The 17,165-nt window shown below is 51.4% G+C and carries 16 protein-coding genes; 7 read left to right on the top strand and 9 right to left on the bottom strand.

Annotated features, from left to right (window positions below; genetic code table 11):
- Positions 1-27: 27 nt before the first annotated feature.
- Genes WC980_04275 through WC980_04245 form a run of 7 tightly spaced genes read right to left on the bottom strand, consistent with a single transcriptional unit; the run spans position 28 to position 9,296 of the window.
- Complete coding sequence (locus WC980_04275) at positions 28-369, bottom strand: hypothetical protein (protein MFA5794265.1); 342 nt, start codon at positions 367-369, stop codon at positions 28-30.
- A gap of 49 nt (positions 370-418) precedes the next feature.
- Entirely contained in the window at positions 419-1,384 is a 966-nt protein-coding gene (locus WC980_04270) for a peptidylprolyl isomerase (GenBank protein MFA5794264.1), read from the bottom strand.
- 2 nt (positions 1,385-1,386) lie between these two features.
- Positions 1,387-2,007, bottom strand: a complete 621-nt coding sequence (gene purN / locus WC980_04265; protein MFA5794263.1) for a phosphoribosylglycinamide formyltransferase — start codon at positions 2,005-2,007, stop codon at positions 1,387-1,389.
- A 3-nt stretch (positions 2,008-2,010) separates the two neighbouring features.
- The gene (ileS, locus tag WC980_04260; GenBank protein ID MFA5794262.1) at positions 2,011-4,860 is read right to left on the bottom strand and encodes an isoleucine--tRNA ligase; all 2,850 of its coding nucleotides are present in this window, start codon (positions 4,858-4,860) and stop codon (positions 2,011-2,013) included.
- Positions 4,857-5,699 (bottom strand): purine-nucleoside phosphorylase, encoded by an 843-nt coding sequence (locus WC980_04255; GenBank protein ID MFA5794261.1) that lies wholly within the window; start codon positions 5,697-5,699, stop codon positions 4,857-4,859. Before WC980_04255 ends, ileS begins: the two co-directional genes overlap by 4 nt.
- An 8-nt stretch (positions 5,700-5,707) precedes the next feature.
- Positions 5,708-8,575 carry an FHA domain-containing serine/threonine-protein kinase gene (locus tag WC980_04250; GenBank protein ID MFA5794260.1) on the bottom strand — a complete coding sequence of 956 codons (2,868 nt, stop codon included), beginning with the start codon at positions 8,573-8,575 and terminating at the stop codon, positions 5,708-5,710.
- A gap of 1 nt (position 8,576) precedes the next feature.
- Positions 8,577-9,296 (bottom strand): YggS family pyridoxal phosphate-dependent enzyme, encoded by a 720-nt coding sequence (locus WC980_04245; protein MFA5794259.1) that lies wholly within the window; start codon positions 9,294-9,296, stop codon positions 8,577-8,579.
- An 86-nt stretch (positions 9,297-9,382) separates the two neighbouring features.
- On the opposite strand from WC980_04245, the gene WC980_04240 reads away from it, so the two are divergent.
- The 5 genes from WC980_04240 to WC980_04220 all read left to right on the top strand — a co-directional run bounded on the left by WC980_04240 (position 9,383) and on the right by WC980_04220 (position 13,610).
- Positions 9,383-10,402 carry a hypothetical protein gene (locus WC980_04240; GenBank protein MFA5794258.1) on the top strand — a complete coding sequence of 340 codons (1,020 nt, stop codon included), beginning with the start codon at positions 9,383-9,385 and terminating at the stop codon, positions 10,400-10,402.
- Positions 10,403-10,897: 495 nt separating this feature from the next.
- Positions 10,898-11,290, top strand: a complete 393-nt coding sequence (locus tag WC980_04235) for a hypothetical protein (GenBank protein MFA5794257.1) — start codon at positions 10,898-10,900, stop codon at positions 11,288-11,290.
- A 9-nt stretch (positions 11,291-11,299) separates the two neighbouring features.
- Positions 11,300-12,031 (top strand): helix-turn-helix domain-containing protein, encoded by a 732-nt coding sequence (locus WC980_04230; GenBank protein ID MFA5794256.1) that lies wholly within the window; start codon positions 11,300-11,302, stop codon positions 12,029-12,031.
- A 119-nt stretch (positions 12,032-12,150) separates the two neighbouring features.
- Positions 12,151-12,876, top strand: coding sequence for an OmpA family protein (locus tag WC980_04225; protein MFA5794255.1), 726 nt, complete (start codon positions 12,151-12,153; stop codon positions 12,874-12,876).
- A 53-nt stretch (positions 12,877-12,929) separates the two neighbouring features.
- Entirely contained in the window at positions 12,930-13,610 is a 681-nt protein-coding gene (locus WC980_04220) for a redox-sensing transcriptional repressor Rex (protein MFA5794254.1), read from the top strand.
- Between the two features lie 7 nt (positions 13,611-13,617).
- On the opposite strand, the gene WC980_04215 is transcribed toward WC980_04220, so the two are convergent.
- Positions 13,618-14,088, bottom strand: a complete 471-nt coding sequence (locus tag WC980_04215; GenBank protein MFA5794253.1) for a DUF116 domain-containing protein — start codon at positions 14,086-14,088, stop codon at positions 13,618-13,620.
- Complete coding sequence (gene fmt / locus WC980_04210) at positions 14,085-15,035, bottom strand: methionyl-tRNA formyltransferase (GenBank protein MFA5794252.1); 951 nt, start codon at positions 15,033-15,035, stop codon at positions 14,085-14,087. Before fmt ends, WC980_04215 begins: the two co-directional genes overlap by 4 nt.
- A gap of 388 nt (positions 15,036-15,423) precedes the next feature.
- Here fmt and WC980_04205 point away from each other — a divergent pair, with 388 nt between their 5' ends.
- Positions 15,424-16,572: a tetratricopeptide repeat protein gene (locus tag WC980_04205; protein MFA5794251.1), complete on the top strand. Its 1,149-nt coding sequence runs from the start codon at positions 15,424-15,426 to the stop codon at positions 16,570-16,572.
- 26 nt (positions 16,573-16,598) lie between these two features.
- Positions 16,599-17,123, top strand: a complete 525-nt coding sequence (locus WC980_04200) for an ORF6N domain-containing protein (GenBank protein ID MFA5794250.1) — start codon at positions 16,599-16,601, stop codon at positions 17,121-17,123.
- Positions 17,124-17,165: the final 42 nt, after the last annotated feature.

Here is a 17,165-nt window from a genome sequence, read left to right as displayed (position 1 = left end):
AACCGCGGGTTAAGTGGATGCTGCCGGTCATTTGCTAAGACAAATCCATACGCCAAAATAAACAAAAAAGCTCAGATTAACAACAGCTACAAGTAATTTATATTTGCCCCGTAATGGCTTGAACATAATAACAATAGTCATAGCTAAGCTGACTATTGAAACCATTGCGATAACTGGTAAAATTACGAATCCGAAATTTTCACCGAAGAACCAAATGACCCAGAGCAAAACTCCGGGCACTACCCCGATAATCGGTATGGCAACCGCAAGCAAGGGCGGGAGTTCTTTGAGCTTGTTTTGCATCCGAGAGGTCAAACCTCTTCCCGAAGGGTTATCCATAAACCAATCTCCTTGCAACACTTCCAGCATTTCCTTTCCCTTTTCGTTGTTTCGGGCTTTCGTGGTAATAATTCTGGGGTCAGCGCAGGAGCTGGATGTCGGATTCCTGCCTGAGTTTTTCCTTCAACGTTTCAATTCCCTGAAGTATTTTTTGGTTAGACAGAATCTGGCGGATGGTTTGCTGGACGTCCAGGTCGTCCTCGGAAGGATTTTTAGGTTCGACTTTGTCTTCGACCTTGATTATCAGGTAGCTGGTTGAGGTTTCTATGACCGGGCTGATAGCGTTGATACTGAGGTTGTAGATGACGTCTTCGACCTCTTTGGGGAACGAGCCTTTTTCGGTCCAGTCCCAAGCGCCGCCGGTATTAGCTTTGAGGTCGGAGTTCTTTGCAGCCAACCCGGCGAAGTCAGTGCCGCTGATGGCTTCTTTGAGGAGACTATCGGCCGCGGCTTTTTTCAGGTCTTTGTTCTGGCGGTCGTATTTGATGATAATCTGGCGGGTCTTGATTTTGCCCGGAACGGTGAAGTCGGCCCGGTGCTTGGCGAAGTATTCTTTTATCTCTTTGGGCGAGACGAAGATGTCGATGCGAAAGTCGGTCTTGATGTCCTTTTCCTTGGGCGGGGCGCCGATCTTGCTTTGAATGTAACGCTTGCGCATCAGTTCTTCGTGCACGGATTTGCGGTATTCGTCAGTGGAAACCTTGAGCGGGTCGAGGATGAACTTTTTGAAGTCGTCCGGAGTGCCGATTTTGGCGGTGCGTTCTTTGATTAAGTCGTCCACGTCGGCCTGGGGCACGATTACGCCTTCGCGGACGGCGGACTGAAAGATGATTTTGTTGTCTATCAGCTCCTGGATGGCCATTTTATATTCCATCTGGAATTGTTTAATGTGTGTGGAAACCTGGCGGTCGGTGATGATTTCGCCGTTGATCCGGGCCACCACCTGTCCCTGCTTGGGCGGGTCGTACGCGTCAGCCGGCATTGTCCCGGCCACCAGCATAACGCCGGCCATAGCCATCAAACAGGCGATTCTCAATTTATACATAACTACTTTTGTGTCAGCACCCGATTATTCACCACTTTGATTTTGCCGCGGGCGTAAAGATTTATCGCCTCGGGATAGGCGATGCACTCTTCCTTAAAGACGCGGTCGGCCAGGGTTTCGGGGGTATCGTCATCGAGCACCGGCACGACCCGCTGGATGATGATGGGACCGTGGTCATAGACGTTATCCACGAAATGGACGGTGCAACCCGAGAATTTGACGCCGTATTTAATCACAGCCTGGTGGACTTTTTCGCCGTAATAGCCCTTGCCGCCGAATGCTGGGAGCAGTGCCGGATGGATATTCATGGCCCTCAGACTGTATTCGGGAGGTATTTTATAAAAATGTATCAGCCCGGCCAGTACTATCAGGTCGGGTTTATGTTTATGGAGTATTTGGCTGACGGCCAGACTGAATTCATCGTCTGATTTATAATTCTTGCGCGGCACGATATAAGCCGGGATGCCGTGCTTTTTGGCGCGCTCGATTCCATAGGCGCCTTCCTTGCTGCTTATCACGGCGGTTATTTCGGCGTCCAGCTTTTTCTGGGCGGCCAGGTCGATAAAGTTCTGGAGCGTCCGGCCTGAACCCGATAACAGAACCGCGAGTTTAATTGTTGTCATGATTTATTTTGCAAGCACATCGGCGCAACGCCGGCAAATATCGGGATGTTTTTCGTCTCCACCCACGGTCTTGCTGTAATTCCAGCAACGCTGGCATTTTTTATACGGTGCCTTGGAGGCGCTGATGGATAAAGCCGGGTTTTCGACTCCGGCCACGGTATTGCCAACGCTGAGTGGGGTTGATTCCAGGGTGGCTTCGGAGACGATGAATATCATGGGCAGGTCTTTCTGGTAACGCTTGAGCAGCGCCAGAAGTTCCTGGTCTTCGGTATAAAGTTTGACCGACACTTCGAGCGAACTGCCGACGACCTTGTCTTTGCGCAATTTCTCCATTTCGCGGGCGATATCGGAGCGGATGCTGATGAGCCGGCTCCAGCTGGCCTGCATTTCATCGGAAATGAGGTTCCGGTTGAACTTGGGCCAGTCGGCCAGGTGGATACTTCCGGTTTTGCCGGGTATGAAACCCCAGATTTCTTCGGCGGTGTGGGACAGTATCGGAGCGATGAGCTTGACCAGCGCCTGGAGTATCTCATTCAGGACGGTCTGGGCTGAGCGCCGCTCCGCGGATTTCTTGCCGAAGGTATAGAGCCGGTCCTTGAGGATATCAAAATAGAACGAGCTCATTTCCACCGAGCAGAATTCATAAATCTCGCGGAAGACTTTGTAGAACTCAAAAGTATCGTAGTATCCGGTGACCATATCAATCAGGCGGTGAAGTTTATTCAGGGCCCATCTGTCTATCTCCAGCATTTTGTCGTATTCGATAGCGTCCGTGGCCGGGTTGTAATCATAGAGATTGCCCAGCATATACCTGAAGGTATTGCGAATCTTGCGGTAAGGGTCGGCTTTTTCCTGCAGGATTTCCAGGGAGATTGGGATATCCTCGGTGAAGTTAATGGATGAAATCCAGAGCCTGAGTATATCAGCGCCGACCTTGGCTACCATTGCGTCCGAGGTCATGGCGCCTTTGGACTTGGAGAGCTTTTCGCCTTCGGGACGCTTGACAAAGCCGTGTATCAGGACGTTTTTAAATGGAGCTTTACCCTGGGTCATTACCGAAGGCAGGAGCGATAACTGGAACCAGCGGGCCGGCTGGTCCGAGCCTTCCAGATATAAATCAGCCGGGAATTGCAGGTCTTTATTTTCGATGACCACGGAACGGAAGGACGAGCCGGATTCAAACCAGACGTCAAAAATGTCGTTCTCTTTATTGAATTCAGCGGAACCGCATTTGCACTTGACGTCTTTGGGCATCAGTTCAGAGGCGGATTTGATAAACCAGGCGTTAGCGCCTTCCTTGGCGAATATGGCCCGGATGTGGTCTATTATCTTGACATCCAGAAGGGACTGGTTGCATTTGGTGCAGTAGAAAATCGGGATGGGCACGCCCCAGTTGCGCTGGCGCGAGACGCACCAATCCGGCCGGGATTCCAGCATCGAAGCCGTCCGGCTCTTGCCCCATTCCGGCACCCAGCGGGCCTTTTTGACTTCTTCAATAGCCTTTTGCCGGGCTGAGAGGTTGTCAACCGAGATAAACCATTGTTCCGTAGCGCGGAAAATAAGCGGTTTTTTGCAGCGCCAACAATGCGGATACGAATGGACCAAGTCCACTTTTTTCAGGAGGAGTTTCTGGTCGGCCAGCAGCTGGCATATTTTGGGGTCGGCGTCAAAGACGCGTTCGCCCGGGAATATGCCGGCTTCGGCGGTGAACCGGCCGGACTTGTCCACCGGGCTGATGACGGGCAGTTTATATTTCAAACCGCTTTCGTAGTCTTCGATGCCGTGCCCGGGCGCAATGTGGACGATGCCGGTGCCGTCTTCCAAACTTACATAATCAGCCAGGATTACCTGGCAGGTGCGCTCTTTAACAAACGGATGATTATAAGTCAGGCCTTCCAATGCCGCACCCTTGACCTTGCCGAGAATCTTGTAATCTGTCAGTCCTATCAGGGTCATCACCTTTTCGACCAGTCCGGCGGCCATAATAAGGACATCATTTCCGGCGGCCACCAGAGTGTATTCAAATGACGGATTCACTGCAACCGCCACATTAGCGGGCAGCGTCCAGGGAGTTGTCGTCCAGATAAAGAAATTGCAGTTCGCCCCGGCAGGGACGGTAACATTGTAACGTTGTAACAATACAACTGCATCTTTGATGGGGAACTTGACATAGATGGATGGGCTTGTTTCGTCCGAGTATTCCAGTTCCGCTTCGGCTAAGACGGTTTCGCAGCGCATACACCAGTGGATGGGCCTCAATTTACGGTAGATATATCCTTTATTGACCAGGTCGCGGAAGACCTCGATCACTCCGGCTTCATAAGAAGGATTCAGGGTAAGGTACGGATTGTGCCAGTCGCCCAGTATGCCCAGAGCTTGGAACTGTTTGCGCTGGATATCGATATATTTACGGGCGTATTTCTCGCATTCCTGGCGGATTTGGGACTGGGAGGATGTTTTGGCCTTATCGCCTAACTCGTTTATCACCTTGTGTTCGATGGGCAGTCCGTGGCAGTCCCAGCCCGGAATATACGGGCTGTAATATCCCTGCATAGTCTTGAACTTAACCACGATATCCTTGAGGATTTTATTCAAAGCCGTGCCGATATGGACATCGCCGTTGGCATAAGGCGGACCGTCATGAAGGATGTATTTGGGTTTGCCGAGGTTTTTCTTAAGGACTTCGTGGTAGAGGTCAAGTTTTTCCCACTGGGCGCGGATAACCGGCTCTTTCCTGGTCAGGTCCGCCTTCATGGAGAAATCGGTTTGGGGAAGGTTTATCGTCTCCTGATAATTTTTATCCGGGGCGGATTCGCCCTTGGCGGGCGCGGTGTTATTATCTCCTTGACTCATAATAACTTGATAACTCCTTTTACTATGGCGGCCATTTTAGGCTCGGCTTCGTTTGCGATATGGATAATTTCTGCCAGGCTGACCTTTTTGATGATGCCCGGCCTGGCCAGGTCGGTTACAACGGCAAGGGCAAGTATTCTCAGTCCCGCATGGATGCCGACGATAACCTCGGGGACCGTTGACATGCCGACTACATCGGCTCCAATGACGCGGATAAAATTATATTCGGCCGGTGTTTCCAGATTCGGGCCGGTCATAGCAGCGTAAATACCGCGGTGTGATTTGATTTTATTAGCTCGGGCGACATGTTCGGCCATCTTAAGCAAATTCGCGTCATAGGCCTGGCCCATATCCGGGAATCGTGGGCCGAGGCTGTCGTCGTTATGTCCGATGAGTGGATTGTTGCCCATAAGGTTAATATGATCTTTTACCAGGACTATGGTGCCTTCGGGGTAGGTCGGGTTTACGCTGCCGACGGCGCTGCCGATGATGAGTATTTTTACGCCCAGAGCTTTCATCACCCGCACCGGGAAGGTTATGTTTTGCATGGAATATCCCTCGTAATGGTGAAACCGGCCTTCCATGGCCAGAACCGTTTTTCCGGACAGCTTACCGATGACTAAGTTTCCTTTGTGGGAGGCCACCGTAGGAACCAGGAATCCCGGGATATTCTTGTAGGGGATAACCAGCTGTTTTTGTATGGTTGACGCAATAGCGCCAAGGCCGGTACCCAGAATAATCCCAATTTGCGGCGCATCTGATTTGAATATCTTTTTCGCGCCTTTCCGTGAAGTGATGTACTTGACCACCCCAATTATTTTTTGTTTGCAGTGTATCATTTTACGTATCAGTGCGGTTGTTTGCTTTGCTGGATATTGCTCTTGATGGATTGTTCGTTAGCCTTGTAAAACTTGGTGTCACTGTAACGGGATTTTATCAGGGAGAAAGCAATTAATGCTTCAGAATTCTTTTTCTCGTTGAGAAGCTTAGCGCCATAGTTGAATATGGCCTCCGCTTCTTTAGTGCGGTTTTTTTTGTCTGCCTTAATCATTTTCTGGTACTTAACGGCGGTTTGTTCCAGCTTGGAATCGGTCAGGGCGTTAGCAAAGCATTCGCTCGCTTCCTTTTCCATGTAGCCGCGCCTCAGGCAGAGCACGCCCAGTTCAAGCTCGTTTTTTTTACTTAAGCCCCAGCCAGCCCGGATCAAAGTATACCATTCCTGGGCGGTCACGTCTTCCCATTTGAAAACCATCGTATTAGGCGATGTCGGGTTAGTGTCAATCGAGGTCATTAACCCTTTTTCATCAGCCGTCTGAAGGTATTTACCGCGGAACAGGCGGGCATTCATCCGTGAGTCTTTTAGCCGTGTGACAAATTCCTCAAGGATATTTTTTTCCAGCGTGACGGCTTCTTTTGCTTCTTCCCATCGTTCCTGGAATTCCTTTGATTTGAACAGGGATTCTCCCGACGACAGGTTAATGCTCTGAAATTGGCCTATCTGGAGGTACCAGAGGTTGTTAACGAACAATGGCGGGAATTTAGCCTCATCCTTTTTACGGTCTTCCGATAGATTTGTTATGGCTTGCTCTTCAAGCAGTGCGTTAATCTGCTGGATTTTTTCTTTGATTTTGCTTTCCAGAAGGGGAATCCCGAATGAATCAGACGCGGTGGTTAATACATTCTTGGCCTCGGTAAATGACTTCTTGTTTAGCAGGTCGTCAACCTGGGTCAGCAGGTAACCAAAAGCTATCTCCGTTTCCTTTTCCACATACAGGATCAGGTCATCCGCCATTTTGTCGTAAATAGTATTTTTATAATTGGGGTTTTTGGGAAAATTCTGGGCCAGTTTCAGCCCCAAGTTAAAATGCTTATTGCGAACGTGCTCCCGAACTTCCTTTTCTATCTTGGTGTACTCTTCTTCGGCCCGGCTGAAGCGAGTATACCATTCGTCCAGCTCATTCTTGCGGTTTTTAGCCTGTTCCGCAGCCGGTGTGTTGGTGTATTTTTCGGACATCTGGTTTAACTCTTCCGAAAAACCGTCAATGAGAGAAGAGACATCGGCCGTGTTAAGCGCTCTTATAATTTCATTTAGCTTTTGTTCGATATTTTTATTGAGTGCGTTGAATGTTTCCTGCCCTTCATTTTCAAACTTCTTCTTTTCTAACTTTAGATTAAGTTGGTGGAGTGTTTCTTTGAGCCGGGCGATGTTGGCATTTGCCTGGCTGACCAGAGTGGAATTGGGACACTCTTTGGGAATACGCTCATACAAAGCGATATTGTGCTGGATTGCTCCCGGATTGTCCGGATTAAGCTGGTCTTGTTCGTAAGACTGTGCCTCCCTTAAATACTGGCTGGCTAATTTTTGCTGTAATTCCGAAGAGGTTTTATCTATTACCGGTGGTTTATTACCGCCGACGGGATTTGTATTGCCCGCGGGTTTTTTGTTAATGAGTGCGAAAATGGCAATCAGACCAACTAGCACTACGGCCGCGATAATAGCATAAATCATTTTGGAAGATTTTGCCGTCGACCTGATGGCCGTTTCTTTTTTAGCCGAGGATTTTCTTTCGCTTGGTGTTTCTCCGGCGTTAATCAGTTTGGCCAGTTCCGGGATAATCTGGGTGGCGCTTTGGTATCTGTCAGCGGCTTCGCGCTGCATCATCTTTTCAACTATAGCCACCACCTCGTCTGGCGTGCTGGGTGAAATTTGCTTCAGCGGCACCGGGTTTTCCCTGAGTTTTTTTATGATAATCTCTTTGACCGAACTGCCGGTGTAAGGGGTAACGCCGGCCAGCATGCGGTAATATGTTGAGCCCAGCGCGTAAATATCCGCACGATGATCGACCGGTTTTCCCTGGGCCTGTTCCGGGGCAAGGTAGTGCGGCGTGCCCATTACGCTGCCTTCCAGTTCGTTTCTGGAGGGGGTCCGCAGGCTTTTAGCCAGTCCTAAATCTCCTATTTTAATATTGCCGTCTTCGGCGACCATTAAATTGTCAGGCTTGATGTCACGGTGCACGATGCCTTTCTTTTCAGCATATTCAAGCCCTTTGGCTGCGTCCAGGGCGATTTTCGCCGCTTTTACCGGAGACAACTTTTTCTCCTTGGACAATATTTCCTGAACGCTTCCTCCCGGCAGGTATTCCATCGAGAAATAATACACCTCGTTGGCGGTCCGGCCGACATCGTAAACCTGGACAATGTTCGGATGGTTAAGCTGGGCGGCTGAGCGCGCCTCGTCCACGAAAAGATTGATGAAATTTTTATCCTTGACCATTTCTTCGGAAAGAAGTTTAAGGGCGACAATCCGGTTCAGGGATATCTGGGTTGCTTTATAGACTGTACCCATGCCGCCCCGGCCGACCCTTTCGATAATTTTGTAGCCGCCGATTATTTCGCCTTCCCGATCATCGACTCGGTCAAGCTTGTCGCCGATGAAAGAGATTAAAGTTTCGCCGACTTGAACCATGTCTCCAATTTTGAGTATTTTTTCCTCAACTCGTTTACCGTTGACAAAGGTCCCGTTCATGCTCCCGGTGTCTATAACGTAATAGCCGTCGGTTCGTGATTCCACCTTGAAATGAAGCCGCGAGGTCATGGTATCGGAAAGTTTTAGATGGGCGGACGACTCCCGGCCGATAATAACGGATTTGAACTGCGAGGTCAGCGTGAATGTCTCGCCTTTATTGGGTCCTTTTTCGATGACTAGTTTTGGCATATCAGACTCCTTCGAATAAAGCTGTGCCCACACGCAGGATATTCGCGCCCTCTTCAACCGCGGTTTCGTAATCCTGGCTCATGCCCATCGAAAGATATTTTAACTCGTCCCGGTTTTCGCCGGATGCTCCGGCCTTCAACTCCTCGAACATTTCTTTCAGCCTTTTAAAGTGCGGGCGCGACTCTTCTGCGGATCCGCCCGGTTTTATCAGCGGCGCCATTGTCATAAGTCCGGTCACAACAATTCCGGTTTGGCCGGACCTGAGGCTTAAAACCTTCCGGTAAAAATCCGGTAAATCAGCCGGGCTCACGCCCTGCTTGGTTTCTTCGCCGCTCACGTTCACTTCTATGAGCGTTTCAATTCGGCGGTTCAAAGCCCGAGCCTCTTTTTCTATCGCCTCGGCCAGCCGGACGCTGTCCAGGGAATGAAACATCCCGAACACTGCCAGGGCCTTTTTAACTTTATTGGTTTGCAGGTGTCCGATTAGGTGGTACTTGAAATCATAACCGGACAACTGAATAGCTTTCTCGACCCCTTCCTGAACCCGGTTTTCGCCGATATTTTTATGACCCAATTCGCCCAGGGCCTTTATTTTATCCACGCTTTGTGTCTTGGTCACCGCCACCAGCGTGATTTCCGACGAATCCTTTCCGGAACGTTCTGCCGCCCGGCAAATTCGCTCTTTGGTCTTTGCCAGATTACGGCTGATAATTTCTTTCATTAAATTATCGCATTATCTAAACACCACCTGAGATAAAAGTCAATTAATTTGACTTTTCTGCTGCGCCATTTTATCATCGTTTATTCATGAAAGCACTAGTTTTATTATCCGGAGGGCTGGACAGTCTGCTGGCCGTTAAGTTGATGCTGGAGCAGGGCATTGAAGTCGAAGCCCTGCATTTCACCACCATGTTTTGCCAGTGCGACACCTCCAAGTCCGGATGTCTCTCAGAAGCAAACGAGCTCAAGTCTGTCTTTAACGTGCCCATAAAAAACATAAACAGCAACGACTCGTTTCTTGAAATAGTCAAAAATCCTCGCCACGGCTACGGCAGCAATATGAATCCCTGCATAGACTGCCGCATCAACATGCTCAGCACGGCCGGACGGTATATGCGGGAGTCGGGCGCGTCTTTTCTGGTTACCGGCGAGGTGCTTGGGCAGCGGCCCATGTCTCAGCATAGAAGAGCCCTTGACCTGATTGAAAAGGAAACCGGCCTGCAAGGTTTGATTCTAAGGCCGCTTTCGGCCGGACTGCTCGAACCCACCATCCCCGAAAAATCAGGCTGGATTGACCGGGCCAAGTTGTTGAACATAAAAGGCCGTTCCCGTAAGCCCCAGATGGCCCTGGCCGAGATGTTTAAAATGAAGGATTACCCCTGCCCGGCCGGCGGTTGCCTGTTGACCGACCCGGGTTTCAGCAGCCGGGTTCGCGACCTGCTCAAATATTCGAAATCACCGACGACTAACGATTTTCTTCTTCTGAAGAACGGCCGCCATTTCAGGATTGACGCAAACACCAAAGCGGTTATCGGGCGGGATGAGCAGGACAATAAAGTTCTGACCCTGCGCAAACAATCGGGTGATTTGCTGATGGAGATCAAGGATTTCGTCGGCCCGGTGACTATACTGCGGGGTGACCTTAATCCGAGCAACGTGGAATTGGCCGCGGCCTTAACGGCGCGTTATTCCGACATGCCGGACAACGGACAAAAAGCCACGGTTATCATTACCCGGGATTCGGATGAAAAAGACGAACAGACGGGGATATCTCCTCTTAACCACGCCCAGGTTGACAAATACCTGATAAAAGCAAAAGGCCAATAAAAAACCCGACTCCGGTTTGCACCAGAGCCGGGAATGATTGCAGAGCCTTAGGCTACGGGTTCTGCACCACTATTAGCCCAAGGACTCCGGAGAGGGGTATTATTACATAGTCTATTATATATACAGCGCAAAAGCCGTGCCCGGCACAACGATAAATTAATGATTTTACGGCAAATTTGATATAACCTCATATTAAATAAATAATTATGATTTGTATTTTTACCGAGGTGTTTTAGGGCGGGCCGGTAATTTTTTCCGCCTGATAGGGCCTATCTACCCTATTTTCCACAATCTATAAACATCCGTGCGCTTGACGGTCCGCACCTGAAAATCAGGATATATTTAAATAGAACCTCTTTTCTGGTCATCGTATCGACGGCTGTCGTTTGACTCGGTATTTGATATTGAGCGGATTGTGCAAAATGGAACTTAATTTTTCTTGACACTTTATCAGGATAACCTAACATAACCGGGTATATTTCAAGGAGGTGTTTTATGAAGAATAACCAGGCAGCGCTTTATACGGTTATCGGAATCTTAGTTGGCGTCATCGTAATGCTGGCTTTCTTCCAGCTGCCGGCAAAGATGGCTGCGGCAGCAGCCAAAACCGACGCCCTTTCCGGGGCGGCCGGCGATTACATCGCCATTGCCACCCAGACCCGCAGCGAAAATAATATCCTCTGGGTGCTTAACGCCAAAACCAATACCCTGGCTATTTATGAATACACCAACGAAGATACCATAAGATACAAAGCCGCCCGGGATATTGAGTATGATATGGACCTGCCCTCGGCGTTTTCTTTTAAAGCCAAAGCCAGGGATTTGACTCCGGCCGAAGTGCGGGATGAAACAAAGAAATACCGTGACAGCAAAGATGCCCCTAAATAAGGAATTTCTATGGCAAAAGATGATTTTTATCTGTTTGAAGACGTTCTCAAGGAACTGAAGCTGAACGAGTCCGAATTGAAAAGAATGGTCTCCGAAGGCGAAATCCGCGCCTTCCGCGATGCAGATAAGATTAAATTCAAGCGGTCCGACGTGGACGATATCCGCAAGGGCAAATCCGTCGAACCGACTGTCATCCTGCCTCCGGGCGAAATAGAAATCCCCAGCGCTAACGCCAACAACGGCGCGCTTGTCGAAGAAGATACCACCAGCGATATCGGCGCCACCGAAGAAATGCTTATTGACGGCGAAATCACCGTTCCTTCGCTTGAAGAAGACACCGGCATGGCTGACGAAGGCGTCACCATTGCCGAAGAAGTCTCCGAAACAATCGCCGAAGACGTTTCGGCCACCGTGGCCGAAGGAGTCGGAGCGCCGGCCGGAAGAATGAAGCGGTTCGCTCCGTCCGATATGGGCGCTACTATGGACCAGTTCCCGATGATGATGGCGCCGGCCATCCCCAAATTCAAAACACCGCCTATGTTCTTTTATCTGCTGGGCGGGGCTTTCTTCCTGCTGATTTTTGCCGGAGCTTTCCTGGTTGATATCATGCGCATCAGCTCCGGGAAAAGCAACCTGAAGGCCACTTTAACCAAAGAATTAAGCAGCACGCTTAACGGTATATTCGGCGTCGAGTCGGAAAAAGAGATCAAAGACCAGTTTCCTCCGACCGGCAAGAAATAAATTTATTAAAGCCCTTTGCGGCAAATGCCGAAATACTTACTAATAGGCTGTCTTAACAGAAATAATCGCAGCCGACTATAATCGCCGATTAGTTTTTCGGCGGAACGGAGGATTTAATCATGATAAAAGGATATTGGAAAATTATGGGCGCAACTCTTATCTGCGGCATATTAGTTCAGGGCTGCGTTTCCGCGTCATCTTACAGGAAACTGGAACAGCGTTACAATTCGGAAATGACCACTCTTTCCCAGCATACCAAGAGCCTGGAAATGGCCAACGCCGAAATGGCCCAGCAAAGCGGAAAAGCCAACCTGGACCTGGAAATCGCCCGGACTGACATTGAAAAACTAAAGCAGGGCGCCCGCATCGACCAGGAAACAATGCTCCGCTTGCAGGAAAGAATCATCAACAAGCTCCAGTTCGGCGATATCGCCGGAATTACGGTTGAAGACGGCAAAATTAATATCCTGGGCGACGTCCTGTTTGCGCCCGGCGAAGCAACCATTAAATCCTCGGCCAAAGAGACGCTTAATAAGATAGCCGAAGTCCTCAAGGGCGAACCGAATTATTACATCCGGATTGACGGCCATACCGACAGCGACCCCATCGTATCCAGCGCCAACCGCTGGACGACCAAATCCAATTTCGAGCTGGCCGCTTACCGGGCCCTTTCGGTTGTCCTGTATTTCGAGGAGCAGGGCGTTGATCCGGCCAGGCTGTTCCTGTGCAGTTTCGGCGAGAACCGCCCCAAGAGCGCCAAGAAATCCGAGAACCGCCGGGTGACCATCTCTTTCATCGAGATAACCCCGGAAAAACCGGCTGATGCCGACCGTCCCAGCAAGTAATTTATCCGGAGCAAGGCGCGGTTCCCGAGGCCTGTCCGCATAGAAGAGCCAGAATGAAATCTCGGCAATACATACCCGAAGACGCCGTCCGCAGATTATTCCTTTATCACCGCGCTCTGATTGACCTGCACCGGCACGCCGGCGTGGCGTCGAGCATCAACCAGCACGACGCCCGGGTGACTTCTTCCGACGAATTATCGCTGCTGACCGGCTGTTCAGCCGCCCAAATCCGCAAAGACCTGACTTATTTCGGCCAATTCGGCACGCCGGGCAAGGGCTACAGCGTGGCCGACCTGACCAAGCAGATAAAATCCATACTCGGAATCAACCGCGACTGGGAAGTCGCGCTGGTCGGCGTGGGCAACCTGGGCCGGGCGCTCATCGGTTATGCCGGGCTGCACGCCCAGGGATTCAAAATCACCCGCATCTTCGATAACCAGCCGTCCAAAATCGGCAAGTCGGCCGGCCGAATCAAAATAAAGGATATCGCCAAGATACCGCAGGAACTCAGCGGTTCCCACGTCAAAATCGGAATCCTGACCGTGCCGGCGACAGCCGCGCAGGATATCACTGACGCCTTGGTGGATGCGGGCGTAAAAACCATTCTTAACTTCGCGCCTATCCGGCTCAACGTCCCGGCCGGCGTCAAGGTGCTGGATATAGATATGACCTCGCATCTGGCACGGCTGTCTTACTACCTGGTTCAGTCAGTCGGGGCAGCCAGTAATAGGTAGGTCCGGTTCAGGATTTGCCCTTGCCCGTTTTCTTCTCCGGAGTGATGACCTTCTTCAATCCGTCTTCAACCGCGCTCAGGTCCACCTGGCAGTCCTTGCACGGTCCTTTGGGCCGGGTATTGCGCACGGCCACGACCGGCTTGGGATAAATCGCCTTGACTCCGGCGGCCAGCTCCTTCTCGCAGGCGATGGCCAGCACCGCCTTGACCCCTTTGGGGCTGACCTTCTCCAGCGCCATCTCTCCGCCCGAGGCGGCCGCGCATTGCACCCCGTAACGCTGGCTCAGCTCGATTATCCCGCTGACCGGGCACTCGCCGCAGCGCTTGCAGTTGCTCAGGCTGGCCACTATCTTCTGGTTGCATTCCGAATTCTGCAGGCAGTGCGAAAACACCAGCATCACCTCTTCCGGCCGGAAATTCTTACGGACCCTCAAGGCGTTATTGAGCCATAATACTAGGTTAGTCAGCTTCTTTTTCATTGGTGTCCTAATCTGTCGCCGGTCTTAATCCGGTAACCGTTGACGAACTCGCGGGCGTTCAGCTCCTTATGCCCGGCCGGCTTCAGCCGGGTAATGCCGATAATCCCGGGATGCGCCCAGACCGAAATGCAGTCTTCGGTTATCGAAGCCACCTGCCCGGGCTGTCCGTCCGAGGCATCTTGCGATATTAATTGCGCCCCGTCAATTTCTACGTGCGAATTATTCCAGCCGGTATACGTCCCGGGCCAGGGCTTCAGCGCCCGGAACTGGTTATAGATTGCCAGGGCCGTCCGGTTCCAATCCACCAGCCCGTCGGTTTTCTTGAACTTGCGGGCCAGCGTCGCCTGGGAATCGTCCTGCGCCCGGAACGAAGCCCGCCCGCCGGCCATAGCGTCTATCGCCTTGACCAATAGTTCCGCGCCCAGGCGCGACAGCCGTTCAGCCAGCTCTGGAGCCGTCTCGTTGTTCCCGATATCCGTCTTGGCCTGGCTGATAATCGGGCCGGCGTCCATCTTCTCGGCCAGCCTGAATATCGTCACGCCTGTAACCGTTTCGCCCTGCCAGATGGCGTGATTGACCGGAGCCGCGCCCCGGTACTTGGGCAACAGCGACGGATGCATATTGACGCAACCCTGCGGCGCCAGTTCCAGCAACGGACGGGACAGCTTCTGGCCGTAAGCCACCACGGCCATAATGTCCGGCTTCAGTTCGGCCAGGGTATCGATAAAAACCGGGTAGTTAATGGATTCCGGCTGGTATATCAGGTCTGCCAGCGCCGGCGATTCCAAAGCCGCCTGCTTAACCGGCGTCTGCGACTCCTTCAAGCCCCGTCCCTTAGGCCGGTCCGGCTGGGTGATTATCCCGACTAACTCGTGGCCCTCGGCGCCAGCCAACGCCTTCAAACACGGCACCGCCAGCCCTGAACTGCCCGCAAATACTATTCTCATTTCACAACTCTATAACATTTGGCTATTGGGTGGTCAAGATTTATTAGAGCCGCTTCGAGCAATAGCGAGTTAGCGGGTCTTATCCAGTGCAAAAAACAGGCTTAATAATATTTGCACTGGGTTAATGGCAGTTCGACCTCTTTCCCGACTTGTCGGGATTAGAGTTTCTTATCCAGCCACATGGGTGGCTGGGCTAGTGCCGCTTCGAGCTTTCGTACTAAACAGTATTAATCCGTGCATATCCCCGCCTGACCGGCCGTCAGTTCGGGCAGGCGTGGCTAAAAAAATATTGTCCTGTTCGTGCTAAAAAGTATTAATCCGTGTAATCTGTGGCTTAACTTATAATTCTTCTCTTGACGTATTTTATTAATTTATTATACTGCCGGGAATGCTTACCAGAATAACGGTTATATCGATTCTCTGCCTGGCCGCATTAATCCCCGCCCTGGCTGCCGATGACGACAAAGAGCTGTCCGAAATGTTCTACAAAGCCGGCATCAAAGCCGCCAAGGACAACGATTTCGCCGAAGCCGCCCGCAAGTTCGAACGGGCTTTGGAATACCAGCCCGATTTCCCCGAAGCTATGTTCAAGCTGGCCGAATGCTGCGAGAAGACCGGCCAAAAGACCCGGGCCGTGGAAAACTACCGGCTCTGCCGCAAGTCGCTTTCCGGCCAGCGCCACCAGCTTTCCAAGGAAGAGCAGGACCTGCTCAGCCGGGCCAACCGGGCGCTGGACCGGGTCGATACCGCCGGCAAAGAACTGCGCCAGGCCCGCGCCGCCCAGTGCGCCGAGCTGATGAAGCTGGCCAACGACTGCTACAACCGGCGTTACCTGAGGATGTCCCTGCGGGTTGTCGAGCTGATACTCAGGCTCGACCCCGATTTCGCCCCGGCCAAGGAATTGCTGGCCAAACTAAAACAGGCCGGCATCACCAGCCAGTCCAAGCCGAAGCCCAACAAGGAGCAGGCCTACAAGTTTATGGCCGAGGCCATCAACGCGGCCGGACAGCGCGATTACCAACAGGCCCTCGAGCTCTTTGACCAGGCCATCAAGGTCGACCCCAGCAACTACGAGGCCTATACGAACCGGGGCGTCTGTTACGCCGCCCTCGGCCAGATAGACCAGGCCATCAAAGACCTGAATGAGGCCATCAAACTCAACCCCAAAAACGTCGGCGCTTATGCCAACCGGGCCTCGCTCTATTATAGCAAAAAAGACTACGTCCGTGCCATCGAAGATACTTCCGCGGCGCTCAGGCTCAACCCCAGGGACACCGGCGCCGGCATCACCCGGGCCGCCTCTTACTACAACACCAACGAATTCGACAAAGCCATCAACGATTACAACAACGTCCTGCAGTCGAAACCGGATACCACCAGCGCCTACCAGGGCCTGGCCTGCTGTCACTACCAGAAAGGCAACCTCAAGGAAGCCGCCCAGAACGCCCAGCGTTATTTGGATTACAAACCCGACGGCGAATCCTCCGGCCAGATGCGCACAATGATAAGCGAGTGTAACAAAAAATCCGGGAAATAAAACAGCCTTTGCCGATGGTGTAAATTATGACCCACTTGATACCCGCGGAAATAATCGAGCAGAAGATATTCCTGATACGTGGTCATAAGGTAATGCTCAGTACTCATTTAGCCAAGCTTTATGGCGTTGGAGCGAAGGTATTAATCCAGGCGGTAAAACGCAATATTACCAGGTTTCCCGAAGACTTCATGTTCCAATTAACCTGGCCAGAGGCGCAACCTTTAAGGTCACAAACTGTGACCTTAAAAGGTGAAGGTTCAGCCAGAGGCAAACACGTTAAATACCAGCCTTACGCCTTTACCGAACAGGGAGTGGCTATGCTTTCCAGCGTTTTGAACAGCGAAAGAGCCATCCAGGTAAACATCGCCATAATGCGGGCGTTCGTGAAACTGCGCCAGATACTCTCAACGCACAAAGAACTGGCCCGCAAGCTCGAAGGGCTGGAAAAGAAATACGACGCCCAGTTCCGGGTGGTCTTTGACGCCATCAGGCAATTGATGGAAACTCCCGAAGAACCGCCCAAACCAAAGATTGGCTTTCATAAAACGTAAATATAATTTCGTGCTAATTCCTGCCGGAGGCAGGCAGGCGTG

This window comes from Candidatus Brocadiia bacterium (genome assembly GCA_041658285.1).
Taxonomy (GTDB): domain Bacteria; phylum Planctomycetota; class MHYJ01; order JACQXL01; family JACQXL01; genus JBBAAP01.
Note: the sequence above shows the minus strand (reverse complement) of the source record. Positions and strands in the feature narration are given on the sequence as shown.